This window comes from Streptomyces sp. NPDC048659, from assembly GCF_040650575.1.
GTDB lineage: Bacteria > Actinomycetota > Actinomycetes > Streptomycetales > Streptomycetaceae > Streptomyces.
On sequence record NZ_JBEZHM010000039.1, the window covers coordinates 1 to 26995 of the forward strand.

Here is a 26995-nt window from a genome sequence, read left to right on the forward strand (position 1 = left end):
CACCTTCTACAACCACTCCGGCTCGGTCGACCTCATCGCCGACATCGCCGGCTACTACACCGGCTGACCCGGACGCCACACCCCGCGGGGCCTCATGACGGGCGGTACGAACACGAGTCGTCCACCCTTCATCGAGGCCCTGCGGCCGTCGCACCCGGCCGGACCGTCTCCTCCAGCAAAGGCACCTCACCCTGATGAAGCGCTCCACCGCCGTTGCGGCCGGCCTCGCGGTCGCCCTCGGCTCCGTGTTCCTGGGCACCGCCCCCGCCGTCGCCGCCCCGGCGCCCGCCCCTCCGCTGGTACGGATCATGCCGCTCGGCGACTCGATCACCGAGGGCGCGCTCAGCTCGAACGGGGGCGGGTACCGGGCGCCGCTGTGGGAGCTGATGGCCGGCCAGTCCCGCTTCACGCCGGACTTCGTAGGCTCGGGCTCGTCCGGCGGTGTCCAGGACGGGGACCACGAGGGGCACAGCGGCTGGACCATCGAGGGGATCCTGCCCCGGGTCACCCAGTGGCAGCGGGCGGCGGACCCCGACGTGGTCCTGCTCCACCTCGGGATCAACGACCTGAAGAACGACCACACCGCTCCGGACAAGGCCGCGGGCCGGATGACAGAGCTGATCGACACGCTGTTCGCCAACCGGCCCGGCGTGACCGTCATCGTCCAGGGCCTGTTCACCGAGACGACCGGGGTCGCGGCGGAGACCGTGCGGTTCAACGGCCTCCTCCGCGACCAGCAGTTCGACCGGCGCGCCCGAGGGGAGCGGTTCACCTTCGTCGACGCGCCGAACGTGGACGTCGCCACCGAGCTCCCCGACGGCATCCACCCCAACGACGCCGGGTACCGCAAGATGGCCCGGGTGTACGACGACGCCCTGGAGCAGGCGGTCACCGACGGGTGGGTCGTCCGGGCGAAGGCCCCGCGGGCCGGGAACGAGGCGGGCGGCACCGGTTCCGTCCGCTGGGCCGACTTCGACGGCGACGGCCGCACCGACCGGCTCACGATCGCGGACAACGGCGAGGTGCGCGCCTGGCTGAACCGGGGCGGTACGCTGGGCGGCGGCTGGCAGGCGCTCGGCACGGTCGCCACGGGCACCACGAGCGACCGCACCCGGGTCCGTCTCGCCGACTTCGACGGCGACGGCCGCGCCGACTACTGGGCGATCCAGGCCGACGGTTCGGTGCGCGTGTGGCTGAACCACGGCGGCGACCCCGTGGGCGCGAGCGGCTGGCAGGGCATCGGCACGGTCGCCACGGGCACGACCACCCGGCCCGAGCAGGTCCGGCTCGCCGACTTCGACGGCGACGGCCGGGCGGACTACCTCACCGTCGCCGACGACGGCGCGGTGAACGCCTGGCTCAACCGGGGCGGAGACGCCGCGGGCGGCACCGGCTGGCGCCCGCTGGGCCAGGTGGCCACCGGCACGACCCAGGACCGCACCCGCGTCCGCCTCGCCGACCACGACGGCGACGGCCGCGCCGACTACTGGGCCGTCGCCCCCGACGGCTCGGTCACCACCTACCTCAACCGGGGCGGCGACGGCCACGGCGGCTGGCGGTTCCTGGGCCGGACGGCGACCGGGGTGACCACCGACCACAACCGGGTCGAGCTGACCGACTTCGACGGCGACACCCACGCCGACTACCTCCTGGCCGGTCCCACGGGCTCCGTCTCCGCCTGGCTCTTCGACGGCGGCGACACCTCGGGCCCGAACGGCTGGAAGCCCCTCGGCACGGTCTTCCCCGGAAACTAGGGCGCGCTGCGTGCGGCGGGCGCCCGGTCGTCGTGCTCCTCGACGGCCGCGGCGAGGACGGTGATGTCGTCGCGCTCCCAGTCGGCGTCGTGGTCCTCGACGGTGCCGTCGGCGCGGCGGAGCAGGACGATCTCGTGGCCGGCGTTCAGCCAGGCGAGGCGCTCGCCCCGGGGGGCGAGGACGGAGATGACGAGGGTGGTGAATCGTTCGTCCTCGGGAGCGACGATGGCCCAGGCGGCGGCCGCCGCCGCGCGGGGGTCGGGGTCGAGGCGGAGGACCGCGACGACGGCGCTCTTGATCTGGAGGGCGAGCAGCCCGGCGTGAGTGCCGTGCCCGGCGACGTCGCCCTGGATCAGGACCGTGGTGCCGTCCGGCAGGGGGGGACGTCCAGGAAGTCTCCGCGATGACGCCCTCGGCCGTGTGGATCCGCCCGTCCGTGACGACACCGGCACCGGGGGAATGACGGGTGTTCAGGATGGCCCGTACTCCCTCGGACGCCGCGGCGTCGGTGCGCAGGGCCTCGCGGTCCCGGCCGGCCTGGTACTGGGACGGGGGCGGTGTCGGCGGCGGTGCGTCCCAGGTGGGATTCGAGGTCGGCGAGCGGCAGGACGATCCTGCGCCACACCGCGAGGGCCAGTCCGCCCAGGATGAGCAGGAGAGCGGAGACACAGGCGAGATGGAGAGTGAGCAGGACCTTCTGGGCGGCGACGGCGTCCGCGCGGTCCTTCGCCTTGTGCTCGTCGAGAGCGACGGCCAGGACGTCGGCGGCGGTCAGGAGGGCGACTGTCCTGGCCGCGTGCCCAGAACCCGATGTCCTGGCGGCACACGTGCGCTCGTTCGCCCGCATGCTCACCCAGCTGGAAGGTCACCGGCTGCCTGAATGGATCGAAGCCGCCAGCACCGCCAGCCTTCCCGCCCTTCAGTCGTTCGCCCGCCGCCTCGAACGGGACCTGAACGCCGTCATCGCCGGCCTCTGACTGCCCTGGAACTCCGGAATCGTCGAAGGTCATGTCAACCGGATCAAGATGCTGAAACGCCAGATGTTCGACCGCGCCGGATCCCGAGTGCACAGCCTGTGATCTCTCCGGGCGCGTTGTGTCGGCTCTGTCGCTGATCTTGTGACGTACCCCTCGGTGCCCGCCAGCCAGCCCATCAGGCTCTTTGGCCGCGTGAGATCATCGCTGACATGTTCGAAGTCGAGCGCAGGGGGCAGGCCATTGCGGCCGTCGAGTCGCATGTCCGCAACTTCTTCGCCGGGCACGGGATTCAAGCTCACGACTACGATCTTGGGCCTGGTCGGCGGGAGGCCGTTCCTGGCCTTCGCATCTTCGCGGTCAGCCCGGGGCCGCGCGCCAACCTCTGGACATACGTCACCGCCGGCTGCTGGTCCGCAAGGGAGAAGCACGGACAAGGACTGGAGTTCGCCCTGACCGCTCCAGTGGGCGACGAGAGCTTCGTCGACCCTTCTCGCGAAGATCGCGTACTACCATGCTGGACACCGTCTTGACCTTGAACACAGCATGCCCATCGGTGAGCCCTGGATCCCCGGGTCCTCCTGCGACCACCTGCTCGTCAGCCTGCCCTACCTCCATGGGCCGGAGCTCGAACATTGCCCCCTGTCGAACGGCCACGCGCGCATCCTCTGGACTCTTCCCGTGACGGCGAACGAGATCGCCTTCCGTCGCGAACACGGCCACGAAGCACTTGAGCGGCTCTTCGACCAGCACGAGATCGACCCCGTGGATCCCAAGCGCGCCTCCGTGGTCTGACCCGCGCCACCGACAACGGGGGAGCGGGTCAGTTCCTCGGGAGGATGCGAGTGCGGAGGAGGTCGAGCCTGACCCCGACCACAGCCGGCGCGTTTGCGAAGCTGTCTCTGGTCACTTGGTCTTTGACCTGGCCGGAGTTCCACGGGCTCGACGGACCGGCGACGATCGCGTCCCGCTAGTGGAAGTCCGTCGGCGCACTGCCGCAGGGCGCAGGCAGCCCTTCGACGTGATATTGAGCTCCAGGTCCGGGCCGTCCCGGCCCGGACCTGGTCCTTCGCCTTCTCTCGCAGTGCCTTCGCGGTCTCGACGTGGAAGGTCTTCAGGCCGGCCTTCTGCCGCCGCTCGGAGTGCTGGGGCGGCGAGTCGGTGGAGCAGCCGCTGACGAAGACGGCGGCAAGAACGGTGAGGGCGCCGAAGAGGCGGGACCGCCGAGGCGAGGAAGAGGAGGACACGGGCAGGGGTGTCGTCACGACACCCGGGACCCGCACAGTTTTTGATCTTCTGCCGGTCGAACGGGAGAAACGACCTCCGGCCGGACCAGACGCCCGTTCAGCGCGCAATGTGACGGACTACCCCGCCTCATGGGCGGCTTCACCGGCCTTCGCCCATCTGCGTCATACGGTGGCTTCGCTCCCCGCGCTCGGCCGCACGGCCCAATGCGGGTGAGCATCGACGACCACGAGACGGGAGGTCCGCCGGAATGACGCAGGCCGCGGTGCGCGAGCTGGAGGAACGGGTGCCGGGGCGCAGCTGGACGGTGCGGCTGGACGCCTCCGGGCGGGGCGGTACGGCGGTGCGCATCTCGTGCAGCCGCCCCGCCTGCGCCGAGCAGCGGCATCCCTCCGCGGCAGCCGGCCGGGCGGCCGCGGTCGCTCACATCAGGGACCACCTGCGCGCCGACCCAGCCCCGAGAGCCGGGGTCTACTGCGCGTGCAGGGAAGAGGGCTGCCAGAGCCACATCGCGGACAGCGGTCGCGGGCGCGCCGAGCCTTGGCGGTGCGGCGGTCCCGTCGTCCTGGCCGTCATCACCGACCGGCAAGGCCGCTTGTGGCAGGTGAGGGAATGCTGCTCCCGGTGCGCGGCAGCCACCCCCGGCGCGAAGACCGCCGCCACCTCCCAGAAGCCCCAGACACCGGACCGGGCCACTCCCGCCGCCCCGGGTGCAGTCGCGCCGCAGTTTTCCGACCTGCATGACGCCTCAGGCCCGGTTCCGGCGCCGCGCTCGGCACCAGCGCGCCGGAGGCCGCCGCAAGCGAAGATCGCCCAGCGGGTCGTCCCCCACGACCTGCGGCCCGTCACCTTGCGGGACGAGCTCATCGAACTCGGGGACCTCTTCCGCGCCTACCAACTGCGCAACGAGCCCGACTTGGCGCTCCTCGCAGACCTCCACGACCGCAAGGCCCGCGCTTTCACCGCCTGGGCCGATGCCAACCGCGACGAGGCCCTGCGGAGGGAAGCCCGACGCGCCGAACAGGCCGCCCGCGCCGCCCGCCTCCAGCACCAGCAGCGCACCGGCGACATCATCGTCGACGGCGGTCCGGCCGTGGCCCGGCTGCTGGCGGTCCCGGCGCAGTGGGAGCACGCGCGCACTGTCCTCGCACACGTGACCGACCACACCCCGCTGCCCGGGCCGGAAGCCCGGCTCCTGGTGCTGATGCTGACCTTGCGCACCGCGCACACCGGCACTGGCAACGTCGTCGGCCAGGACCTGACCGGGCTGGGCCTGACCGGGCCGGAGGAGCTGGTCGAGAAGCTGAGCGACTGCGGCTGGCTGGAACTTCCCGGCACCGCCGCCGACCTGCTCGCCTCCCGGCCGGAGAACGCCACCCCGGTCACCGTCCCCTCTCTGGCGCCCGGCGACGACGGCACGGGCCCGTTCACGTTCGGCAAGAAGATGAGGCCCAAGCTCTCCGGATGGGCCCAGAAGATCGTCTCGGACAAGAAGCTCCGCAAGACCAAGGCCACTGCCGCCACCCGGCTGCTCGCCCTGACCGTAGCCACTCAGACCGACACCTCAGGCTCCCTCGGCCTCCAGGGACGCGGCATCACCCTGGACACCCTCACCACCTGGGTCCCGGCCACACCCGGCGAGCTGCAGATTCAGGTCCACCAGCTGACCGAAGCTGACTGGCTCACCAACGCCGCCCTCACCGACACCCACCTCACCGGACAGGTGAGCGAGCGGATCCTCCCCCTCACCTGCCCTCTGCTCCCGCCAGACGACAGCCCATAAGCCGGCAACGGCGAGTTGTGCCACCGGACACACGGTCCGCCCCAGACGCCGCATGGCCGGCCTCCGCCCGGTCTCGGAACCGGGCGGAGCCGCAACGCACGCAGCCAGGCCGTCTTCAGGCACCGTGGCCCCTCGGCGTGAACGATGTCCATCGCACTGGGTCTCCAGGGTGCGGATGGCGGGCCAGAGGCCGAGCTCATACGGCCTTGGGGATCAGTGGACGGTGGAGATGCGGGCCCACCAAAGTGCCCACACGGTCGACGAAGGCGGGCCGCTGCAACTCGCCGCCTGACGGTCACCGTGCGAAGGCCCGCTGCCTGTCCTCACCGTGGGCCTTCACCATTCCCGCTCCCGCCCCACCGGCGGTAGCGACACCCCCATGACCGACACCGCCACCCTGTCGCCCGCCGTCATCCTGGACGCCCTCCCCGCGCCGTGCTGCACGGAGGGCCAGGCCGTGATCGCCCGCTGGGTCCAGGCCCTGGCCGACGACCCGTTCAGCCGTGACGCCCTGATCCTGGGCAACCCCTACAGCGCCCACATGATCCGCGCGCACAGGATCACCGGCCGTCCCAACCTCCGCTGCGTCAACTGTCTGGAGTGGATCGCGGGACTGAAGCTGGAAGACAGCCAGGACCCGGACCTGGACACCCAGCTTGGCCGGTAGGCCGCCGGGCATTTCATCCGACACTGGGTGCTGGACCCTGTCGCCGCCGCCCTGGAAGCCGGCGGCACAGCTGTGCTCCCGGAGGGTGACCCCGATCCGCGCGTGAACGGCTAGCCTCTGCCTGCCGGTTACCGCTGCGGCGAGCTCGCCGTCCGCCGGCGGGTGTGGGCCGTCTCCGGCGGGAACCACGTCCGCAGCGCCCGCCCCGACGGATCCGAGTGCGGGAGCCCCGGAGCACGGGGCTCCCGCTCTTGCCTGTGCTGTCTCGGACACCCATCATGCTCGCAGGCCGAAAGGCCCGACGGGCGGCGGCGCGAAAGCCCCCACGAACCCGTCACCCGGTCAGTCGAATCCGCAGCTTCAAGATCATCCCGAGGTCCCTGCTGGTGTCATGCGATGATCCCCCGCGATGGAGAACGGCAGGTGGGGAACGTGGACCAGCGCCGCGGCGCTGGCGGTCGTCGTAACGGCGGTGAGCCCCTGCAGCAGCTCTGGCGGCGAGTGTGTCGGTCGTCGTTGACGTGGGGGAAGCCGCAGCCCTTGTCGAAGTCGTGCCCTGTCGCACCGACGGACTGGAGACGGATGATGGAGCAGGACGAAGCCCTGCAGCTCGGGGTGGCGTTTCTCGCACGCAGCCAGCGAGATGACGAGCCACCTCTCGCCATCGACACTGTGGGGGTACGCGAGAGCAACGGGCTCCTGATCCTGCCCTACAACTCCGTCCAGTACCTTGCCTCGCGCGATTCGAGAGAGCAGTTGTTGGGCTGCTGGCCCATCCTCGTCGACCTTGAAAACGGAGACGTACGGTTCGGGACCCTGGGCGAACGGCATCTGTGGAGGGAGCCGAGCATCTGACGAGGATGCGGCCACTCCGCAACCACAGTTACGGGACAGCTCTTGCTGATCGATTCAGAATGAGTTGAGCTGCGTGTCTCATACTTGCCGATCTTGGCCGGCAGGGTGTCCGAATGAGTGGTGATCTTGTTCCTGGCGACCCGTGGGAACAGGTGGCCTCGCTGCCGCTCCCACCTCCCGACCGGCGCCGCCGGCATCCCGGGCGGCAAACCCGCCCGGTGGACCAAGAAGACCCCAGCAGCCGACGGTGTGACCTGACCCGGCAAGGAACTGCGGGAAGCCTTTCAGTCCCACCAGAACGTCCAGTGGGAGTTGCCCACCAGAGCTTCCTCCGCGTAGAGGCGGATGCTCTCGTACCCCTGCCAGATGTTGTCAGGGCAGAACGCGAAGTGCTCCGCGGCGACCGTGAGAGCTTCATCCAGCGTCTGCGGAGGGGCCGCGACCGACAGGTCCAGCCGTGCGTACGACAGAGCAACCACCCGCACTCCGAAGCGGTCCTCCCAGGAACGGAGAACGGCACACAGCCGGGCCACGTCGTTCTCGTGGTTCACCGGACCTGACCAGCCGATCGCCGCGGGGAGGTCAGCAGACCGGTCCACCGGGACCAAAGCCAGCCGAGGGCTCTTGAGCGAGTGCCCGACCAAAGCCTTGGCCACTTCCGCGGCAGTCGTGTCCGGACCTGCCGGCGTGCTTCCCGGCAGCGCAATCCCGGGCCAGCTCTGCGTGAACGGGGCTATGGTCTCGCCCGCGTCCTCATCGTCTTCGCTCTCCTCGGTTTCCGATGCCGCGGACTCCCAGAAGTCCTTGAGGACCTCCTCGGCGTGATGGGCGCCCGGGTTCGACATCATGCCGGGGTCCAGCTCGCCGGCCCACCACTCCTCGACACCGGATTCGTCCTGGAGAAGGACGGGCTGCAGTCCCGCATCCCGGGCCGGCAGGTACTCGGCCCACGTACGAGGTGCTGCGACCCCATCGGCCACCCAGAGCAGCGGCTCAGGCCAAGGGCCGTCGTTGGTCTCTGTTACCAGTGAGCCCGGCGGCAGGCTAAGTCCCAGGCTTCCGCCCATAGGGTCGGTCAACAGCACCGTCAGCGGCTTGGCGTGTGTCGTCATGACTGTGAAGGTAACGGCCCCCACTGACAGACCACGGCCGCGGCCAGGCATCAGGACGAAAAACAACCACTCAAAGAGCGTTCTATCCCGTAGGTGGTGTTTGGCGGCCGCATCCGAGTGACCTGTCCGATGCCCGGTGGGAACTGCTGGGACCGATCCTATCGGCCTGGCGGGCCGAGCGGAGAGGGAAGGGCCTGGGCATCGGCCGTCCGCCCGAGCACGACCTTCGCCGGATCATGGACGCGGTCCTCTATCTCCCAGATCGCGAAGGCCCACCCGCGGGTGACCAAGGCATGGGCCGAAACCGGCTATCGAACCAAAGCCATCGACCACGGAGCCACCCTCGGCATCGACGTCGAAGTCCTTCACCGCGCCCCTGTCGTGAAAGACTTCAAGGTCATCCCTCGACGCTGGGTCGTCGAGCGGACCTTCGGCTGGCTCATGCGCCACCGCCGCCTGGCCCGCAACTACGAAACCCATCCCCACTGCTCCGAAGCCATGATCCGCCTCGCGATGATCGACCTTATGAGCCGCCGGCTCACCCGCGAATCCACCCCGAACTGGCGCAACGCCTGAACGCGGCATCCCGCATCACCCAGGGCTCACCGACCGCTCCCGAATCACCGTGAATCGCTGATCCAGCACACCCACGCACTCATGCAACCCTGGCCGAGGCAGCTCAGCGCGCTCGCACATCAACGCAATGGCCTCCACGTTCCGCTCCGCGGCAACGCGGCGGTCCACCTCCACCCGGACCTCGACCGAGAGTCTGTCCCACAAAGCGTTCTCCATAACCGCATTGAACCCCGCAGCCGATCGGAGCCGCACCACGTCTCTGAGCAGCTGCTTCACCAAACACCACCTACGGGATAAAACGCCCTTTCATGGGCATCGTGTACGTCCTGCGGACCGATGTCGCCCGGCGCGAGGTCCCGGCGGAGACGGTGGGCTGCTCCGGGGTGATTTTGGCGGGTCATTTGGGGTTCTGGCTCAAGTTCCGTGGAGCGCGCACAGTGGGTAACCGCTGGTGGGAGTTCGGCGCCGCGAATCACGGCCTGCGCTACGCGGACCTGCGCGTAGGTGGCCCCTGGTGCATGTCTAGGATTCGGGCATGAGCACGAGTACCACCAGGCCCCTCGTGGGCGTGCTTGCGTATGCGATCGAGGTCGCCGACGCGCCGCTTGATCGACCGAGACGGGACTCGATCGGCGGATGGCCCTTCCTCGACGAGGGAGAGGAATGGCCGACGTGCTTCTGCGACGACCGGATGGTGCTGTTCTTCCAGCTCGACCTGCCGCACGACGTGGAGCACTTCGGCGGTGACCACCTGCTTGTCTTCCACTGCCGGCAGCACAACGACGCCACCGATCCGCCGACGTCTGACGGCCGCCTTGCGCCAGCCTTCTGGAACGCACCTCAGCCGCCGTACCCAGGGCCCTTTTGGCGGGTCCTACTGCAACGCCGTCCCACACCACTGGCGCAACGTGAACCGTCCCTGCATCCGGTGCCGCTGACCCTGCGTCCATTCGCAGACGAGTCGAATGAGCGCGGCCTGGGTTCGCAGTCGTTCAAGGTCGGGGGAACTCCCTCGTGGGCTCAGCACCCCGAGTCGTACCAGTGCGCGTGCGGCACCGAGCTGGTCTACCTGTGCCAGGTGCCGGAGGACATGGACTTCACCACCGCGCCCGGCGCACCCGAACAGCCGTACTCCAGCTCAATCGACGGCTATCAACTGTTCCTCGGCAACGAGGTATACCTGCTGGCATGCCCGGCGCGCTGTGATCCCGCCGCCATCTGGCCAGTGAACCAGAACTGAACTGGATGAGGCCGCATCCGATGGGGGCGGCTCCGTCGCGGAGCGTCAGGCCAGAAGCACTCGCTTCCGCAGGAGCGGGAAACCGGCACGTCGGCCAGACCGGAGGGCCAATGAATGACTGTCGGTGCTGACCCGCGGAAACACCCCTCCTGAACTCCTCCTGGAGCCGGTCAGGAATCCTGACCGGCCCGACGGCCTGCTGAGGGGGAGCGTAGGCGGCCAGTTCGTGGGCCGCGGGCCGATGCCAGGGGCGGGCCTGACCCGAGTGTCAGTGCCGCCCTGCATAGTGCCGGTCATGATCAACGACTTGGACAAGGCCGACTGGGCGTCCCTGGGGCACGCCTACGGGCCGGCCGACGACGTGCCGGGATGGCTGCGCGGCATGATGTCGCCCGACCCTGCCGTACGCGAGAAGGCGTTCGGCAACTTCTACAGCGCAGCGCTCCATCAAGGGAGTCTGTTTTCGAGCACGCAGGCCAGCCTGCCGTTCCTGTTAGCGATGGCGGACGCCCCTGGGACTCCTGACCGCGGGGAAGTCGTCGCGCTGTTGCTCAGCATCGGGCGGGAAGCGGTCGATGCCGAGGAGATCTACGCCGTCATCTGCGGCGAGGACGGTGAAGAGTCCACGATCTACCCGGACATCGCACGCCTGATGCGCGAGCACGCCGACGCCTTCGTCACCTACGCCGAGGACCCCGACCCGAGGGTGCGCCGGGCGTCGATCGAGGGTCTGGGCCTTTTCCTGGACGATGCCGAACGGGCGGTGGGGCTACTGCAAGGCCGCCTTGTGGAGGAGAGCGGGGCCGTCGAGCGTCTGCTGGTGGTGCGGACGATGGCCGACCTGGCGCTTCGGCTGCCTGCGGCCGCCGCGCCGGCGCGGGCGTGGCTGGACGCGTTGGCCGACAGCGAAACAACCGATCCGGACACCCGTCTGGCGGCGCTCGTCCACCGGGCCCGCTGCGCTCCCGGATCCATCGACGACCAGACGGCGCGGACCGCGATCGAATTGCTCCGCCAGGTCACCCCCGCACCCCAGACCAAGGAGGCCGAGCAGAGGGAACGGGATCCGTCCCGTCCGTGTGCGTGCGAGGCCGAGCCCGAACCCGACCCGAACGTCCCCGGGCACATCGCGGCCGCCTTCACCGACCTCGAACGGCAGGGCCGCGTCCACGCCACCACCACCCCCTTGCTGACGGCTCTCCACAGCGCCCTGGGCACACGTGTCGAAGACCGCACGGCTCTGCTCAACGAGCAGCTGCACAGTCCGGACCCGGGTACCCGCTACGACGCCATCCACATGGCACGCAGTCTGATCACCTCCTGGCGGGGCGACCACACCGGCCTGGTGCGGCTCATCGGCGACTGCCTGCTCCCGGACGACTCCTACACCGCCGCGGCCGCGGCCGAGGCGCTCGGATCGCTGGCCGCCCTCGCCGAACCGGCCCGCGAAGCCCTTGCCGCCTACGTCACCGCCCACCGGCCGGATGCATGGGCCAGCCCGCACCGTGCCGTGCGCCGCGCCCACCAGCTGGCCGTCGTGGCCCTGGCCAGCCTCGGGGACGAGCGGGCCCTGCCCAGCCTGCTCGTCGCGCTGGACACCGACACCGATGCCTGGCGCGCCATGAACGCGGTGGGTCACCTGCCAGAGTGCGCCGCGGATCTCGCGCCCCGGCTGATCCGGCGCCTCGCTGACGTAGACCACTCCCGGCAGTGGCCCGACATCAGCCCTGCGACGCTCGCCTTCGCCCTCGCCAAGCTCGGGGATCCGACGGCCGTACCCGCACTCGCCGAGACCGTCCGAGCCGCCGTCCGGCACAAGCAAGGGCGCACCGCTGAGCCTGTCCTGAAGGCGCTCGCGTCGTTCGGTTCCCGCGCCGCATCCGTCCTGGACGTCGTCCGCCCCCTCACCGACTCAGACGATGATGCCCTGAGCACCGCTGCGGCGGGCGCCGTCTGGGAACTCGAACGCCGCCCTGAGAGCGTCGTGCCGCTTCTGGAACACCTCCTCGACGACCACCGGAACTTCGACGCGATCGACCTCGCCGGCCGGATCGGCCCTGGCGCCGCAGCAGTACTGCCGCGCCTGCGGCAGATCCTGAGCGAGCGGGTCGAGCAGAACGCCCGCAACGAGCAGAACGGCTCGGCCGTATCGAACGACTCGTGGACCCTTGTCCACGTCGCATCCGCCCTGTGGGGCATAGGCGACGTGAGCGAGGCCGGCACCGTAGTGCCGGCGCTGCTGGCCGCCTGGAAAGACAACGACTCAACCGTCCGCGACGTCCTCGCCTGCCTCAACCGTATGGGCGCGGCCGCACGCCCCGCCCTGCCCCAGATCCAGGCCGCCCTTGCGCAGCCCCATCGCGGCGACCAGATGTGGTCAGGCGCCGTCGCTGTCGACCTCGAAGTCGAGCACACCTGCCGTGCCATCCTCACGCGCCTGAGGGACCTTCCGGACCCGGCACGGGCAAGAAGCGAATAGGCCGGCCGCACCGGTGTGCAAGGCTCGCAGGTCTGGATCGAGTGCCGCACCGTCTCCGGCCGGGGTACGAAGGACAGCAGCGGCGCTCAGCAGCGCGACGTCGGGTGGGGCCACCGACGAGCCCGACGGGGAACAGAGGCCCATCCAGGGTGCAGACGCAGGAAGGTTGCCCCGCAGCGGCAGAATTCCAGACGCGCCTCAGTGGCCGCGCTGCCGACAGCAGCCGACCGCGCCGTCGGCGTCCCGTGACCGCCAGACCGCGGCCGCCAACGTCACATCCTCGGCTCCGTCGGCTTCTTGGTGCAGGTGTTTCTAGCGGGTTGTTAGGAGAGCCATTGGGACGGGGTTTTCGGGAGCCACCCGGTGTGATGGCGTGTGACATGCCGCTTTCGGGCCGCTCAGACTCTGTGCTTGTTGACCACGGTCATGTCAGGAGACCGGTGGGTACAGGTCGCGTGAGTGAATCTTTGAGCGGACCCGCCGGGACAAGCGGCTTGATCCGACGGTGTCGGGGTGGATGCTGGCCCAGCGGTACCGGGTATCGCGAAACACGGTGGCGAAGGCGCTGGTGTGCCCGGTGCTGGCGAAGCGGAAGAAGCCGCTGCCACGTGAGAGCGTGCTGGAGCCCGCTGCACCCTCATCCAGACCGGCACCGAGTCCTACCGCTTCCGCGTCACCGAGGCCGAAGGACGCAACTGAACAGGTTGCTCGACCAGTCAGTCCCGGCGGGAAAGAAAGAGGAGTCCGCAGTTCAACGCGAAGCCGGATCGAGGTGTCGGTGGGCAACCCGAGGCTGGCGAGCCTCAGATCCTTCGAGTATCTCGTGATGAGGTCGAGATCCCGCAGTTGGCGCTGGAGCTCGGCAATGGTTGCCTCGTCGAGGTCGGGCAGGTCCTCTTCCTGCTCGGCGAGGTACTCAAGGTGCTCGTCCACGGCATCCACGGCCCGTCGGCTGGCCCAGACCGCGAAGTCACGGCACTCGAACAGGTAGGCGTGCGCGGCATACAGCGTCGCGGCCGCCGCGTCGTCGTCAGCATCCTCGGGACCGTGCTGCCCATCGTTGTGGCAGTACTCGCTGAGCATGTACTCGGCCACACCCCGTTTCACGGCCGTGAAGCCGGTCGAGTCCCCGAGGGAGCCCTCCCAAACGGAGTTCAGCAGTGGCCGCAGACTCATCGTGAACGGTGCCCGATCCTCCTCGGGCAGTGCTTCATGCCAGCTCATGAGCCGTTCAGCGGTGCCAGCGGCGAAGACGCCGCGCTCGCCCGACGACATGGCCGTCAGGCGCTCCTCCACCGACGCCGACAACTCCTGCCACGTGTTCAAGCCGAGCCACCCCCGGGTCGAGACACCGGCGAGCTCACGCCCACCTCGGGGATCATCGCACCCGCCCCTGACAACGCTGGAAGGGGCCGTCCACCAATCTCGCGAACGCAGCAAAAGGGGTGGGCCCGTCCGCACCGCGCCTGTCAGGGACACGGACCGGCAGGGCCCAGAGCACCAAACTGCTGGCATCCATCCCCCGCTGCCGCAGACACTCCCAACCCGAAGTCACTCGATCAAGGTGGCTCTCAGTCCCGCCGCCGATCAAGGACCTACACCGTTGTCCATCTCCTGCACGGACGGATCAAGGCGGCTCTCGAAACCACCGCCCACGTGGCTCTCGTTCACCCCACCGGAAACAGTGCGGGCCTCGCGTCGGGACGCCGTCGGCGGGGTGGCGCTGTTGAGGCAGCGGTCGAGGAGTGTGCGCATGCGGGCTTTGGGGAGGGACGGGTTGGCCGCTGCGCCTTCGGCCGTGCGGAGGTCGGTGAGGAGGGATTCCAGGGCGTCGGGTGTGAGGCTCGGGTTGGTGGCGGCTGCCCGGCGCACCGACTCGTCGGAGTCTTGCACCGGGGGCTCGGGCAGGGCCGGATCGGCTGCAGCCAGGGCGCGTACTTCGGGGTCCGGGTGATTGATGAGGTGGGCCATGCCGATACGGGGGAACGCGGACAGGGTCTGTAGGTGCGGCCGGTGGGCCGGGCGGCGGATGAAGACGTCCAGGAGGAGGTCGGGGGGAGCCAGGGAGTGGTGGCAGGCCAGCCGGATGCGTACCTCTTCGTCGTCATCCTGCGCGAGTTTCCCGACGAGCGTGGCGGGCAGGCCGGGCCAGCTCGCCGCAACCCGGCGGAGCACCGGTTCCTCTGCCGCGGCGCAAGCGGCGAACCAGTCGGGCGACGGCTCGGTGGCCGGCTCGGTGATCGGGCAGGTGCAGTCCGCACCGTGCCCTATGACTCGCTGGATCGCCCAGTACTCGGCCCAGGTGCGGGGGAAGGGGTGGAGCCGTGCACGTGTCCGCACATCCTGGTCCGGATCCTCCCGCAACTCGGTGACCAGGTCGGCTTCCAGGTCGGGCCGGGCGGCCACCATCTCTCGGACCTTCGCCTCGGGGTGGCGGGCGAGCCGGGCGACAGCGTTGGCCGGGGTGTGGCGGTTCCAGGTGAGCGGGTGCACCATGCCGTCCGCGAAGCACTGCTCGACAACCGCGGGGGACAGGGCGCATGTGGCGAGCACGTGCGGCTTGCTGAGCGCACCGATGGACGGCAGCGTGGCCTCCACCGCTTCCGGGTCCAGTTCCCAGCAGCTCTTCCGGGCCGCTTCCCGAACCGCCGGGTCGGGGTCGTCGAGCAGAGCCTCGCGCTGCGCGGGAGTGAGCGACTGCCACCTCCAGGCGGCCTGTTCACGGATTCTGGGGTGCTCGTGCCCGGCCATGGAGCGGTAGAAGGACACAGGGATCTGCCGGGAGGACCTGAGCTCCTCGACGATCTCGTGTTCGGTGAGCAAGCCGTCCTCACCCCCGTCCTGGGCCGTCAGGAGGGTGACGAGGATGTCGTCCGGCAGCGGTCTGACCCATCGGGAGCGCGAGCGGGGGCCGCCGGCGAGCCATCCGCGGACGATCCCCGACGGGTCCGCTGCCAAGGGGGCGAGTCGCGACGGGTCGACATGCCGGTTACAGGCGAGCGCACGCCGGATCGACCGGTCCGGGTGCCGCAGGGCGGCGTCGATGACATCGTCGGGCAGGTCACGACCCTCACACATCCACGGGCCCGCCTTACCGGCCGCTCGATCCATCAGGCGTATCAGTACATCGGAAGGCGCCGCCGGATTGAAAGCGATGCCACGCAGCCACAGTTCACGGAGAGAATCGGACACCGTGTCATCCTGCCATCGTGCTGCGCCCGGACCGGACTACGCGGCAGCCACGCGATGCTGGTCAAGTCCAGCAGTTGAGTATGGTGACGTACGACCAGCTGACCGAGTGGGCCGGTCTGGGACGTGTCGCGCGAGCCGGACGGGACGTTGTAGCCGGCTGGCGGATCCCGGGCTTGATGGTGCACGCCAGACGGACGGGTCCACGTCTGCTCCGCCGCTCCCTGCACGTTCGGCACGGGCTGCCGGGCGGTGAACACAGCGGGCGTGGCCTCTCCTTCCCTGGCGAGGTGAGGAGCGGGCAGAGAGAGGGGCCTGCAGGTCTACCGCGCTGCCACGTCCCTCTGCACCTGCTTGTCGTTGAGTCACGTGCGTGGGTTGACGGCCTCGGGGCGCTCGCTCTCTCACCTGACCTCGTCGGCGGCCTGTCCGGCCTGGATGACCGCGTGCTCTGTGGCCTGGCGGGCGTACGCGAGGGCCTTGGTGACGGTCGGCAGGACGGCGGCGGATCTCAGGCCGGCGGGTCGAGTCCGCGCAGGCCCGATGGCGCGCGTCGCCGGCGCTGGCCTGGTCCCGTTCGTCCGCGCGGGCGCCCACTCCGGGTACGGCTACTTGGTTGAACGTGCCGAGATCCACGCGGCCTGAGGAGAATGCCATGATGAACGTCTTCAAGACCTACGGCACCAACACCCACACGGCCAGGGAGCTGTGCGACCTGCTCGCCGGCCGGCTCGGTGTGACCTTCGTCGAACGCGAGAGCGACTACCTCGGCGCCTACTTCCTCGCCACCCTCGCCGACACGACCTGCCTCCAGGTCCAGCCGAACGCCGTCCCCGGAGACGAAGGGGAAGACGACCTCTACATGGACGAGTACCCCGACGTCCCGGTGCTTCTGTCAGTCACCGCATCGGACACCGTGACTCCCCTCGACGACGCGCTCTCGACGGTCGAAGGACTCGCCCGGCTCGCGCCATCTCGAAAGTTGAGCAGCCGCTGATCCGCAAGTCCTGACGATCACTACTTGAGAGCTCGGTCAGGGACGCTCGGGGCCGGAGGGGTTGGTGGTCCGGGCCAGGCGAGGGTCGACGGCGTAGATGGGGGAGGGGCCGGGGCGCGGCGGGAGGTGTTCGTTGATCCAGGTTCCTTTGACCCGGGTCCGGCGTCGGGTGAAGGTGGTGCCCTCGACGGCGTCGGGTCCGTAGACGGGCCCGGAGGGCCGGCCGTGTTCGCCGGGGAGGTGGACGCGGGTGTTGCGGGTCCAGTGGGCGCGGCGCCCGCCCTGGTACTGCGCGGCCGCCCTGCCTGAAGAGCCCGGCGTTCTCGGCGGCGGGAGTGCGGGGGCTTGGTGGGGCGGGGCGGTGAAGCGGAGGACCCGGACGCCGAGGAGCGCGCCGGCTCGGGCCTGCGGGGTTCGGGCTGCCTGTTCCAGCTGCCGCTGGCGCCGCCGCGCCGCGGGGAGCCGGTTCTTCCTGCTCTTGCCGCTGGCGCGGGCCTGGCCGGGGACCGGCGGGGGTGTGTCCCAGTCCTCCAGCACGTTGAGGGCGGCGTAGTTGCGCAGGACGCGCGCGGCGGGGCCGGGGTTGGCGTCGAGCCGGTGGACCGGATGCATCGCCCAGGCGTACTGGCCGTTGACGCGGTTGGCGACGACCAGCCACCCCTGCAGCGGGTCGAGCAGCAGCGCGGTGTCGCTGCCGTCGTCAGGGTGGGCCAGGAGCACACCTCCCATGACGAGGGGCTCGCCGTCGAAAAGCGTGTCGTGGCCGGCGCCGTAGTGCGCGGTGGCATGGGCGTGAAGGTCGCCGTCGTCGGCGATGACGGCCGGCAGCGGAACCCCGTCGTGGAAGACCATGACCGTCTCGGCCGTCAGCCGCAGCCGCGCCCCGGTCTCCGGCCGCAGCCCGGTGGCGGCGTCGAACGCCTCGCTGGCGGGCACGAAGTACGGGGCGGCGGTGTAGACCGCGAGCATCATCTGCAGGTCGAGGAACCGCTCGGCCTCGCGCTCCCGGCCGCCTTGCAGCGGTTGCCCGTCGGCGGTGGCCGGGTTCAGGCTTCGGAAGCGGATGCTGGCGGCGTCGCCCGGCTCCAGGCCGTGCCCGCGGGTGGCGTGCTCCTCACGCCGGGCGATGTCCTCATAGATCACATCGCCACAGAGCCTCTCGCCCAGCACTCACGGGATGAGCCGGACCAGATCGGTGGTACTCCCGTCCGTCGTACGCAGGACCCGGCGCGGAGCCCCGCCGCGCCAGCTCAGATCCTGACCCGGGGCCAGCCACCGCGTCACCCCGGCGTTGCCCAGCAGCCGTTCCCAGATCCGGGAGAACCCCTGCTGCCCCCGCTGCTCTTCCTCGGGCGTGAGGCGGGCGGCATCGGCCAGGGCGGCGCCGTGCATCAGGCGGGCGTATGCCTCGCTCGACGGGTCGCCGGGCGTCATGGTGCCGAACATCGCGGGCATCGGGCAGGTCCTCTCGGCGGCCGAGCCAGTGCCGCTCGATGACGGGTTTGTCACCCAGGTAGCGATTCCACAGCAGGGGCCCGACTCCCACCCAGGCGGGGAGGCCGGACGTGGGCAGCGGCGCCCGGCCTGCTCGCTCGGCGTCGTCGGCCAGCAGCCGGGCGAGGCTGGCCCGGTGCTCGTCGTTGCTCCGGTGGCCGCGCTCGACGTTGGCGAGGACCTGCCGCAGAGGGTGGGTGCGGATCTCGATTCGACCGCGGTGGGTGGTGTGCTGGTTGTGGGTGAGGAGCTCGACCCAGGAGCAGGCGTCCAGCCCGCGCGCGAGCGCCAGGCGGTCGATGCGGTCGGCCAGCGGCCCGCCCCCGTCGGTCCAGGCCGCGTACAGGCGCACGGAGCCGTCGGGCTGGGGCACATCGGTGCGCACCAGCGTCTCCGGGCCGGCTGCGGCGAGCACACTGGCCACGACGGCCCGTTCGGCCGGGCCACGGTCGCCGGTGGGCGCGAGGACGGGGCGCGCGGTCGAGGGCGGGGCCGTGAGGACCGGCAGGGGCAACTCCAGCAGCGGCGCGTGGGTGAACGAGCGGAACTCCGCACCCTCAACGACGAGTCAGCCACCCGGATACGGACCTGTGCGAACAGCCCGGCCCGGCCCCGTGCCGACCCGGTAGGTCTGGTGCCTACGGCAAACCAAAACGGGGGCGCAGCCCAGCTCGCGAGCCCTGCCCGGCCGACCCATAGCGTTGTCACGGCCCACGGCCCACGGCCCACGGCCCACGGCCCACGGCCGCCTCCAGGCCGATCGCGATGAACGGCGGCTCTGCTCGGGGCTACGGCCTCTCCCAGCGCGCCGTGCCTGCCGTCTCCCGCTCCGCCGACCCGTACCCCACCCCCGCCCCCACTGCCCGCCGAACTGCCGGCGGACTTGTCGACCGCCGTCGGCCGCACCCTGGTCGCCGAGCTCCTTGCTGCCCGCCACGCGCCCGGCGAGCAAGGCGGGCGCGCGGGAAGCGCGCGGAGGCCGTGCCCGTCTTCCCATCGCCGCAGGCTCGTTGGCCGGGTGTGACCGCTACCGACTTCCTGGGCCGCCCGCTCGCAGAGCCGCCGGCCAACACCGTGACCGCCGTCTGCCGCTTCTGCTCGTTCATGGGCCCGATCCACTGGGCCACAACGCCGCTGGACGACGTCCTGGCGGTGGTCGGCGCGCACGTACGCGAGGAGCACGTGGAGTCCGGCATCGAAGAGTGCTACCCCAAGCTCTACTACGGCTTCGTCAGCGGCCTCACCGAGGAGACCCGGACCCGCGTCAACGCGGAGCGCGCCGACACCCCATACGGCACCACCGGCGCGGTGTGCCCGCCCGACTGCGAGTGCGGACAGTAACCCGACGGCCCCGCCGCCCGTACGCTCCCCTCTGTGACCCCACCATCCCCCGCCCGCCGCACCCTCGGCGCCGGGCCACCGCACCGATCCACGCCGCCGAGGTCGACATACTCCCCGGCCTGCCACACCTCGACATGCCCGACCTCCAGGACCTGCGGGCCCGCGGAGTCCTCGGCCCGCCGCCGGCCCCGGCGCCCTGCGGTCGTCGTGCGCTCGGCACCGGCGGCGACGCCGCCCGCACCGAGCCCCCGCAGGGCGGCTGACCGGGCGGCGCCCGCCACGCCCACCCGGCCGCCCGGTACCCGCGCCGCCCCGCGAAACGGGGCGGCTTGTTGCCTGTTGCCAGAATCCAGACGCAACGGGCAACCCCTCCCGGGCACGCTGCGACGCCGGGAGGGTGTAGTCCATGCAGAGCACACTTCTCGCCGGGACCGGCGGCTTCTTTACCACCGTCATCAGCTCGATCGGTGTCCGTCACCACGGCGCTCACGACCTCGTCACCGATGGCCTGTACCTCGACCTGCGCCGGACCCTGCGCAACCCCGCCGACGACCCGGTACTCCGCTACGGCACCGGCCTGGACGCCAAGGTGCGGGCTCACGTGATGGCCACCCCCCGTGCCCGGGAGGTGATCACCCTGACCGCGCTGCGGCTGCGGGCCCTCGCGGACGAGACCCCTGCGGACCGGCTCACCCGGCTCACGGTCGCGTGCCAGGGAGGCCGGCACCGCAGCGTCGCGGTCGCCGAGGCCATCGGCCGTCTTGTCTGGGAGGCGTGGGGCGGCCGGTACGGCGTCGAGATCCAGCATCACCACATCGACCACTCCGTACTGCCCCCCGGCACCCCCGCCTGACCCGCCCACCCGGCGGCTGCCGACACCTCAGCGCGCTCCGCCGTGCACCCGAGCGGGACGCGGCACTGGCGCGGCCCGTTCAGCGGCCTTGTACGTTGGGCACGCGCCCGAGCAGCCCCCACCCACCCCAGACCCCGGTGCCCGGACCGGTGACCGTGGTCCTGGCCGACGGGCAGGAGCTCCGTGGGGCGACCTCGCCGTGCTCCGCGCCGGTGACACCTCAGCCGCTGGCCTGCGCGAGGGCCTCGCCCGTGTCGGGGTCGTGTTGCCCTCGCTCCGGCCGGGGATGCCCGTCGGCGACACCTCGTTCATCGAGCCCGGCGGCTGCATCGCCGTCCGTCTCGCCGAAGTCCTCGACGCCGCCGCCGACGCCGTCCCGCTCTGCAGGTGGCGAAGTGAACACCACCGGCCGCCGGGTTGCTGCGACGCTCAGCGCCGGTGACGTCGTCCGCCCAGGGCGACGGCGTCCGCACCGTCGTGCGGACCTCGACGGCGACCGCCCCGATAGGGGGCCTGACCGTGGTGGTCCACTTCACCGACGGGACCTTGTCCCGCGTTGGCGCGGGCGTCGAGTTCGACGTCGAGCGACCCTCGTTGACCCGCTCGCGCCGCGGCCTCGGGTGGGTATCCGGGGGTGTCGCTGGACCACTACCGGGAGTTCACCTGGCTTGGCGCTGTCGTCCGCGTACGGGTGTACCCGGGAAGACGGCGGAGACATGACCACCCCGCGCACCAACCACCGGAGTCGACGTCCGGCGGCGCGACCACGCTCACGATCTCCAGGTACTCCGACCCAGCCCGGACCGCCGCCCACGCGCATGCCCTGGATGCCGTGTCCCACACGGCCGCCCTGGACCCGCAGACGGCGGTCCTGCTCGCCGCCTGGCTGGAGACCACCGCCACACTGGAGGACCAGGCGGCGGAGCTCTTGACCGGATTCGGGTGCGGGTCTACCGGGCCGCTCACCACCGCACGGTGTCGATGTGGCGGGGTCAGGGAGCGAAGTACCAGCAGTAGAGCTTGAGGTGCTTGTCCGCACGGCTGGCGGCCAGAGCTGATACGCGTTCGAGGAGATCCGTCGCGCTGTCCGGCGATATCTCGTCGTCCGGTTCGGAGGCGGCTGCCGCCCACGCGCGAGCCGTGGCTTGGAGCCGTTCCGCTCCCGCGGTCGCCATGGCCTCGCGCAGAGGTTCCGGGACGGCGAAGACGGAGAACCCGTCGTTGGCCGGGGGGACCACGTGCCGGAGTGTGCTTTCGGCGCCCGTCAGGTGGACTTCCCACCTCCAGACCGCGTCATCGGGGTAGATGCCGTCGCACGCCACGGCCGGGAAGTCGTGACTTCGGCGAGGGCCCACCCGCCGGGCTGTCTCGTCGTCTTCTGCAAGGAAGAACTCACCTATGAGCACCATCAGACGATCATCGCAGCCTCCAGGGCGACTCAGCCGAGCGGCTGGCCCGCACGGCCAGTCAGACACGCCGGCCGCGGCGCCCCGCGGGCGTCATGTGCTCGGCACCAGCGGCAACGCCACCCGCGACGCCCCGCCAGCACGGTCGCGCCCCATCGCCGGGACAAGCGAGTTGCGGACCAGATTCCGCAAGGCCCGCAGTTGCCCCCTCCCTCACCCTTACGGTGAGCGCGTGACGCACGACCACCTCAGCGCGCCCGCGACGGCGTTGGCCGCGCGGGCGGAGTGCGACGCCGACTGGCACGTCTATGTCAACGACCCCGTCCAGGGCCCGCTCAGCTTCTGCACCGGCACCGGGCCCATGGCCCCGTTCGCCCCTGATGCCGCCGCCTGGGTCCTGGAGCGGGACGGCCGGCGCGTCACCGGCCTCTGGATCCCGACACCCCCGACCGCCGAAGCACAGTTCACGGCGACGGTCGAGGAGACGGCTGACGCATAGCCACAGGCACGAGCCGAGCAGGACGTCCGGGTACCGGAAGAGGGAGCAGTGCGTTGTCGTGGAAAGACGCGGTCCAGCCGGCCCTGCGGATGCTGCTCCAGCCGGGGCCCCGGACCGACCCGCACCTGGAGATCCTGCGCCTGGGCGCGGAGCACGAAGACATCGAGGCCGAGAACGTCGTGGTGACCCTGGCCCTGGGCGGTGCGCTGGTGTCCGGCACCCTGGCCTCCACCGGCACCTGGGAACGTCTGCACCTGCGCCAGCTCGGCGATTACGACGACACCCTGCGCCGGGTTGTGCGCCATGCGGTCGGGCACCTGGACGGGGCCGCCGAGAAGCGCCGGCGGCCCCGCGAGACCGACCAGCGCTTCCTTCATCTGCGGGATGTGACCTACCGCTCCGGCCGCACCACCCACACGCTGCCGACCTGGCGCGGCCCGATCTCCGCGATCAGCGGCTGGACCCTCGGCGAACCCGGCAAGGTCTGACGCTGGGCGCGGCGTGTCGAGCCGGACGCCGTCGCGGGCGATGCGCCAGCCCGTCTTGAGCGGGCCTGCGCGAAGCGGCGCCGGCAGGCTGACGCAGCGTCAGAGTGCCGGACTCGGACCCGGGTGCCGGAGGCTGATCAGCCGGATGGCGGTGATGCTGAGCGAGGCCGGGGCGCTGGCGTAGTAGACGACGACGGCCTGGGCGCCGCGAAGGGCGGCCTCTCGGTTCCTGCGCACGAGGCTGTGGTGCGGTCGATGCGTGGCCGTAGGGGCCGTGGGCGGTGGTGGTGCGCGTCTCGGTGCCGATCTGGGTGCGGCGCGGTCGGGGCAGGCCCCGCAGCACGGATTCGGCCCGGGGCCGAGTAGACGATCCGATAGGCCATCTCCGCGGCTTCGTGGCCGTCGAGCGAGGACCAGGTCGCCGTTCTCGTCCAGGGTGACGGTCTCGCTGTAGTCCCTGGCCCGCCGGGCGGTCTCCGTGTCGGTCTCCTCGACGGCACCGGGCACGGTCTCCAGCGCCCGCCACATCAGCCGCTCGTCCTCGGCCGTTCCTGCGGCGCCCCGGACGCTGTCGGCTGGGGCGGCTGTGTCGCCTCGGTTGGGGTGTGGGCCCGGCGCCCGCCGGCACCGGGCTGCGGTCGCAGCGGGACCCGTGCCGATCGGGCAGCGATCGCTGCCCGTTTTTCTGCCCGGCGAGGCATTCCTCGGACGTGCTTGACGCGGTGTCGTGGCGTGGAACCCACTGCCCTCATTTAGTGAAAGGATTTCGCATGTCCACGGAAGTACCACCGGGTAGACCTCCAACGAATGTCCAGAAGCCGGTGAGGCCGGCTCTGCATCGAAGTTCCAGCGCGATGCATCGCCGAATATCAGAGGCCAGCATTCTCGCGCTCCTCATAGGACTCCTTTCAGTCTTCGCCCCTGCGACTCCCGCATCGGCTGTTCCGGTCAACCAAATGGCCATGGTCACATGGAACTTGGCGTCGAACGCGGATCGATGGGTCACGGTGAATGGCTATGCCAGAGGTACGGGTGTAGTCGCACTACAAGAACTGCCTAGAATTCCGAGTCAGGACAGGATCAGGCTACCGCAAGGTGTCACGCATGAGAGGATTATACCTAATTCTGGTCCCGCCGGGGGGGGGGGGTGGTCACTGAATGGCTCTGGCAGCTTGACGGATGGCACCCCCGTCGCCGAATTTAGGTATCTCTACACCTATCTGCCGCCGTCGACCGGTGCGACGGGGATGAACTGGGAGCTTCCTCTCGGTATTGTCACCAGCTTCCGGGCGGGTCGTGTTGATGTGGTGGGGACATCCGTTCAGGGCGAGCGCCGCCCTGCACTGGTCGTGACGGACGAGGGCGACCGGATCGCGTACGCGTCGGTGCACGCAATATCCGGCGGCGGTTCTAATTCCCCGGCACTCGTGGAAGCGATTGGCAGCAGTGTGCACGCTGGGATCGGCGCCGACTGGCACTGGGTGATCCTGGGAGACTTCAACCGCGCCCCAGGCGTACTTCAGCAGGACTTGGCGGCTGCACAAATCCCGGGGAATGTCATCAGAAGCGGCAACCCTACCCATCGAGACGGTGGCGAGCTTGACTATATAGTCACAGATTTGCATGGTACGACATGGGCGGCCAATACGGAGGGCTTGCAGGGAAGTGACCATACTCCGGTCCGCTTCGCGCCCATACAGGCCGGCGGCTTGATTCCCGAGTACACCTACCGATTCCCCTGGGCGGGCCAGCTTCGGGCGGGAACCGTACTGAGTGCCGAAAATCCGAGCGCCATGGATTTCGAGCCCTGGGGGCAAAGGTTCTCTCAGGTTTGGACGCCGACCAATTTTGCCTCATTCAGTCAGATGGGGGCTGTCTATTCGCGTCTCGTCAATCGAGAGTCAGGGGAATGCCTGACGGCGGAGAGACCCAATCCGAGCCTTATGACGCGGCCTTGCACGGGGCTCGACGCCCGCCAGATGTGGCGCTTTGACTATCAAGACAGGCTTACCAACGCAAATGATGTGAGCGTTGGCATGAATGGCGCTTATGTGGGGGCAGTGGAGGGAGCCGACCGTGGCGTGGCAATCGACAGAGAGATGGTTGATCTCCGCTATTGGGGGCATGCTGGTTTTCCCGATCCGACGGCCGGTGATCTTGTCCTCAGGGATAACAGCACCGGACTGATCGTCGCTGACGAGGAACTCACTCCCGATGTGGAAGAGGTCGCCCGCCCCTCCGACAGTGCAAATATTTCCGCTCGGGCAAGATGGCATGTGACGCCGTCCAATCGTCCTGGATATGTGCAGCTAGTGAATCGAGAGACCGGAGAATGCCTGCGGGGAATGGAAAGCTACAACTCATCGACGTACCCGTGCATGAACGACACGGATCAATACTGGGAATATGTTGAAGGGCATGTAAGCAATACGCGGCGTGGCCACCTCGGCCGCTTCCCGGATACAAAGCCGAGGGATCTGGTTACTCGGTTCGGAGTTCCCACGACGTTCACGCTGGAACTGGTGAACAGCGTTCCTCCTCCGTCCTGGATACCGCAGGTGTCCCGCCTGGCGGTCATGCCGCTGGGCGACTCGATCACGCTGGGCGTGGGAAGCAGCACCCGGACCGGTTACCGCCCGGAGCTGAGCAGGCAGCTGTCCAGCGAGGTGCAGCAGGTGGAGTTCGTCGGATCCCAGCGTGACGCGGACGGCACGCACCACGAGGGGCATTCCGGTTGGCGGATCGACCAGCTTCAGGCCAACATCGAGACCTGGCTGGCCGAGGCGAAGCCCAACCTGATCACGCTGCACATCGGTACCAACGACATGAACCGCGACTACCAGGTGGCGACGGCCCCGCAGCGGCTCGGCGCCCTGATCGACCAGATCCACGCGGCCTCTCCGGACACGGTGGTCCTGGTGGCGTCCCTGGTACCCGCCACCGACCCCACGGTGCAGAGGCGGGTGGACACCTACAACAAGGCGATTCCCGGGATCGTCGCCGACCGGGTGCAGCGCGGCTACCGCATCGCTCAGGTCAGCATGGACGGGGTGTCCACCGCTGACCTCAACGACAACCTGCACCCCAACAACAGGGGCTACACGAAGATGGCCGCCGCATTCCACAGCGGCATCGCCAATGTGGGCGGCAAGGGCTGGGTCAAGCCGACGGTCGAGGTCAAGCCCGCCCCGCCGATGCAGGGCCGCACCGCCGGGGACTACAAGGTGGACATCGACGGTGACGGCCACGCCGACTACCTCGTGGTCGACGACAACGGCGCGGTCCGCGCGTACGTGAACACCACCGGTGCCGACGGCAAGGTGAACTGGCTCGACAAGGGCTACATCGCTTCCGGGTCCTCGCAGTGGACCGGCGCCCAGGTACGGTTCGCCGACGTCGGCGGTGACGCCCGCGCCGACTACATCGTCCTCAGCCCCAACGGGGCGGTGCGCGCGTTCATCAACAACGGCGGCAACGGCAACGGGGGCTGGCAGGACATCGGCGTCATCGCCACCGGCTCCACCAACTGGACCGACAAGCAGATCCGGTTCGCCGACATCGGGGGCGATGCCCGCGCCGACTACATCGTCCTCAGCCCCAACGGCGCCGCACGCGCGTACGTGAACACCACCGGTGCCGACGGCAAGGTGAAATGGTCCGACAAGGGCTTCATCGCCGCCGGCTCCGCCAGCTGGACAGACGAACAGATCCGGTTCGCCGACGTCGGCGGTGACGCCCGCGCTGACTACATCGTCCTCAGCCCCAACGGCGCCGCACGCACATACGTGAACAACGGCGGCGACGGCAACGGCGGCTGGCAAAGCGTCGGCTTCATCGCCTCCGGCTCCGACAACTGGCTCGCCAGCCAGGTACGGTTCGCCGACGTCGGCGGTGACGCCCGCGCCGACTACCTCGTACTCTCGGACACCGGAGCCCTGACCGCCTACTACGCCGTCACTGCCGCTGACGGCAGCGTCGGATACAAGAACCAGGGAGTGATCGCCACCGGCACCGGCGCACCCGGCTCCCGCGTGCGCATCTGA

At 69.9% G+C, this 26995-nt stretch carries 26 protein-coding genes and 1 pseudogene; 17 read left to right on the plus strand and 10 right to left on the minus strand.

Annotation, left to right across the window (positions count from 1 at the left end; genetic code table 11):
- The first annotated feature begins 194 nt into the window (after positions 1 to 194).
- Positions 195 to 1754, plus strand: a complete 1560-nt coding sequence (locus tag AB0C99_RS26150; RefSeq protein WP_362479623.1) for an FG-GAP-like repeat-containing protein — start codon at positions 195 to 197, stop codon at positions 1752 to 1754.
- Here AB0C99_RS26150 and AB0C99_RS26155 read toward each other — a convergent pair.
- Positions 1751 to 2200, minus strand: a complete 450-nt coding sequence (locus AB0C99_RS26155) for a SpoIIE family protein phosphatase (protein ID WP_362479626.1) — start codon at positions 2198 to 2200, stop codon at positions 1751 to 1753. The two genes, AB0C99_RS26150 and AB0C99_RS26155, sit on opposite strands and share 4 nt — an antisense overlap.
- 399 nt (positions 2201 to 2599) lie before the next feature.
- Here AB0C99_RS26155 and AB0C99_RS26160 point away from each other — a divergent pair, with 399 nt between their 5' ends.
- The 6 genes from AB0C99_RS26160 to AB0C99_RS26185 all read left to right on the plus strand — a co-directional run bounded on the left by AB0C99_RS26160 (position 2600) and on the right by AB0C99_RS26185 (position 7278).
- Positions 2600 to 2731 carry a hypothetical protein gene (locus AB0C99_RS26160; protein WP_362479629.1) on the plus strand — a complete coding sequence of 44 codons (132 nt, stop codon included), beginning with the start codon at positions 2600 to 2602 and terminating at the stop codon, positions 2729 to 2731.
- A gap of 209 nt (positions 2732 to 2940) precedes the next feature.
- Positions 2941 to 3261 (plus strand): hypothetical protein, encoded by a 321-nt coding sequence (locus AB0C99_RS26165; protein WP_362479632.1) that lies wholly within the window; start codon positions 2941 to 2943, stop codon positions 3259 to 3261.
- Positions 3262 to 3274: 13 nt separating this feature from the next.
- Positions 3275 to 3523 carry a suppressor of fused domain protein gene (locus AB0C99_RS26170; RefSeq protein ID WP_362479634.1) on the plus strand — a complete coding sequence of 83 codons (249 nt, stop codon included), beginning with the start codon at positions 3275 to 3277 and terminating at the stop codon, positions 3521 to 3523.
- Positions 3524 to 4223: 700 nt separating this feature from the next.
- The gene (locus tag AB0C99_RS26175; RefSeq protein ID WP_362479637.1) at positions 4224 to 5756 is read left to right on the plus strand and encodes a hypothetical protein; all 1533 of its coding nucleotides are present in this window, start codon (positions 4224 to 4226) and stop codon (positions 5754 to 5756) included.
- A 379-nt stretch (positions 5757 to 6135) separates the two neighbouring features.
- Positions 6136 to 6423 (plus strand): hypothetical protein, encoded by a 288-nt coding sequence (locus AB0C99_RS26180; RefSeq protein ID WP_362479639.1) that lies wholly within the window; start codon positions 6136 to 6138, stop codon positions 6421 to 6423.
- Positions 6424 to 7005: 582 nt separating this feature from the next.
- Positions 7006 to 7278, plus strand: a complete 273-nt coding sequence (locus AB0C99_RS26185; RefSeq protein WP_362479642.1) for a hypothetical protein — start codon at positions 7006 to 7008, stop codon at positions 7276 to 7278.
- 284 nt (positions 7279 to 7562) lie between these two features.
- On the opposite strand, the gene AB0C99_RS26190 is transcribed toward AB0C99_RS26185, so the two are convergent.
- On the minus strand, positions 7563 to 8390 hold the full coding sequence (locus AB0C99_RS26190; protein WP_362479645.1) for a DUF4253 domain-containing protein: 828 nt from the start codon (positions 8388 to 8390) through the stop codon (positions 7563 to 7565).
- Between the two features lie 122 nt (positions 8391 to 8512).
- Between AB0C99_RS26190 and AB0C99_RS26195 the strand changes: the two are divergent.
- Positions 8513 to 8966, plus strand: a pseudogene (locus AB0C99_RS26195) (transposase).
- A 15-nt stretch (positions 8967 to 8981) separates the two neighbouring features.
- On the opposite strand, the gene AB0C99_RS26200 reads toward AB0C99_RS26195, so the two are convergent.
- Positions 8982 to 9242, minus strand: a complete 261-nt coding sequence (locus AB0C99_RS26200; RefSeq protein WP_362479648.1) for a hypothetical protein — start codon at positions 9240 to 9242, stop codon at positions 8982 to 8984.
- Positions 9243 to 9501: 259 nt separating this feature from the next.
- On the opposite strand from AB0C99_RS26200, the gene AB0C99_RS26205 reads away from it, so the two are divergent.
- Both AB0C99_RS26205 and AB0C99_RS26210 read left to right on the plus strand, forming a co-directional pair.
- Positions 9502 to 10206, plus strand: a complete 705-nt coding sequence (locus AB0C99_RS26205; protein WP_362479651.1) for a hypothetical protein — start codon at positions 9502 to 9504, stop codon at positions 10204 to 10206.
- 295 nt (positions 10207 to 10501) lie between these two features.
- The gene (locus AB0C99_RS26210; protein ID WP_362479654.1) at positions 10502 to 12685 is read left to right on the plus strand and encodes a HEAT repeat domain-containing protein; all 2184 of its coding nucleotides are present in this window, start codon (positions 10502 to 10504) and stop codon (positions 12683 to 12685) included.
- A gap of 429 nt (positions 12686 to 13114) precedes the next feature.
- On the opposite strand, the gene AB0C99_RS26215 is transcribed toward AB0C99_RS26210, so the two are convergent.
- Together AB0C99_RS26215 and AB0C99_RS26220 are read right to left on the minus strand one after the other, a co-directional pair.
- Complete coding sequence (locus tag AB0C99_RS26215) at positions 13115 to 14011, minus strand: hypothetical protein (RefSeq protein WP_362479657.1); 897 nt, start codon at positions 14009 to 14011, stop codon at positions 13115 to 13117.
- A 261-nt stretch (positions 14012 to 14272) separates the two neighbouring features.
- A complete protein-coding gene (locus tag AB0C99_RS26220) occupies positions 14273 to 15877 on the minus strand; it encodes a hypothetical protein (RefSeq protein ID WP_362479660.1) in 1605 nt (534 codons plus the stop codon).
- A 652-nt stretch (positions 15878 to 16529) separates the two neighbouring features.
- On the opposite strand from AB0C99_RS26220, the gene AB0C99_RS26225 reads away from it, so the two are divergent.
- On the plus strand, positions 16530 to 16871 hold the full coding sequence (locus tag AB0C99_RS26225; RefSeq protein WP_362479663.1) for a hypothetical protein: 342 nt from the start codon (positions 16530 to 16532) through the stop codon (positions 16869 to 16871).
- Between the two features lie 36 nt (positions 16872 to 16907).
- Here the strand turns inward: AB0C99_RS26225 and AB0C99_RS26230 are convergent, their stop codons facing one another.
- Both AB0C99_RS26230 and AB0C99_RS26235 read right to left on the minus strand, forming a co-directional pair.
- A complete protein-coding gene (locus AB0C99_RS26230) occupies positions 16908 to 18014 on the minus strand; it encodes a hypothetical protein (protein WP_362479666.1) in 1107 nt (368 codons plus the stop codon).
- Positions 18015 to 18041: 27 nt separating this feature from the next.
- Positions 18042 to 18326, minus strand: a complete 285-nt coding sequence (locus AB0C99_RS26235) for a hypothetical protein (protein WP_362479669.1) — start codon at positions 18324 to 18326, stop codon at positions 18042 to 18044.
- 1059 nt (positions 18327 to 19385) lie between these two features.
- Here AB0C99_RS26235 and AB0C99_RS26240 point away from each other — a divergent pair.
- From AB0C99_RS26240 to AB0C99_RS26250, 3 genes are all read left to right on the plus strand, one after another.
- Positions 19386 to 19706: a hypothetical protein gene (locus tag AB0C99_RS26240; protein ID WP_362479672.1), complete on the plus strand. Its 321-nt coding sequence runs from the start codon at positions 19386 to 19388 to the stop codon at positions 19704 to 19706.
- A gap of 134 nt (positions 19707 to 19840) precedes the next feature.
- Complete coding sequence (locus tag AB0C99_RS26245; protein WP_362479675.1) at positions 19841 to 19969, plus strand: hypothetical protein; 129 nt, start codon at positions 19841 to 19843, stop codon at positions 19967 to 19969.
- A 143-nt stretch (positions 19970 to 20112) separates the two neighbouring features.
- A complete protein-coding gene (locus AB0C99_RS26250; protein ID WP_362479678.1) occupies positions 20113 to 20559 on the plus strand; it encodes an RNase adapter RapZ in 447 nt (148 codons plus the stop codon).
- A 220-nt stretch (positions 20560 to 20779) separates the two neighbouring features.
- Here AB0C99_RS26250 and AB0C99_RS26255 read toward each other — a convergent pair whose 3' ends face one another.
- A complete protein-coding gene (locus AB0C99_RS26255) occupies positions 20780 to 20965 on the minus strand; it encodes a hypothetical protein (protein ID WP_362479681.1) in 186 nt (61 codons plus the stop codon).
- A gap of 586 nt (positions 20966 to 21551) precedes the next feature.
- A complete protein-coding gene (locus tag AB0C99_RS26260; RefSeq protein ID WP_362479684.1) occupies positions 21552 to 21968 on the minus strand; it encodes a hypothetical protein in 417 nt (138 codons plus the stop codon).
- Positions 21969 to 22197: 229 nt separating this feature from the next.
- On the opposite strand from AB0C99_RS26260, the gene AB0C99_RS26265 reads away from it, so the two are divergent.
- Together AB0C99_RS26265 and AB0C99_RS26270 are read left to right on the plus strand one after the other, a co-directional pair.
- Positions 22198 to 22464, plus strand: coding sequence for a hypothetical protein (locus AB0C99_RS26265; RefSeq protein ID WP_362479687.1), 267 nt, complete (start codon positions 22198 to 22200; stop codon positions 22462 to 22464).
- A 53-nt stretch (positions 22465 to 22517) separates the two neighbouring features.
- Positions 22518 to 22952 (plus strand): hypothetical protein, encoded by a 435-nt coding sequence (locus AB0C99_RS26270; protein ID WP_362479690.1) that lies wholly within the window; start codon positions 22518 to 22520, stop codon positions 22950 to 22952.
- A 99-nt stretch (positions 22953 to 23051) separates the two neighbouring features.
- Here the strand turns inward: AB0C99_RS26270 and AB0C99_RS26275 are convergent, their stop codons facing one another.
- The gene (locus tag AB0C99_RS26275; RefSeq protein ID WP_362479693.1) at positions 23052 to 23189 is read right to left on the minus strand and encodes a hypothetical protein; all 138 of its coding nucleotides are present in this window, start codon (positions 23187 to 23189) and stop codon (positions 23052 to 23054) included.
- A 935-nt stretch (positions 23190 to 24124) separates the two neighbouring features.
- On the opposite strand from AB0C99_RS26275, the gene AB0C99_RS26280 reads away from it, so the two are divergent.
- On the plus strand, positions 24125 to 26995 hold the full coding sequence (locus AB0C99_RS26280; protein ID WP_362479695.1) for a GDSL-type esterase/lipase family protein: 2871 nt from the start codon (positions 24125 to 24127) through the stop codon (positions 26993 to 26995).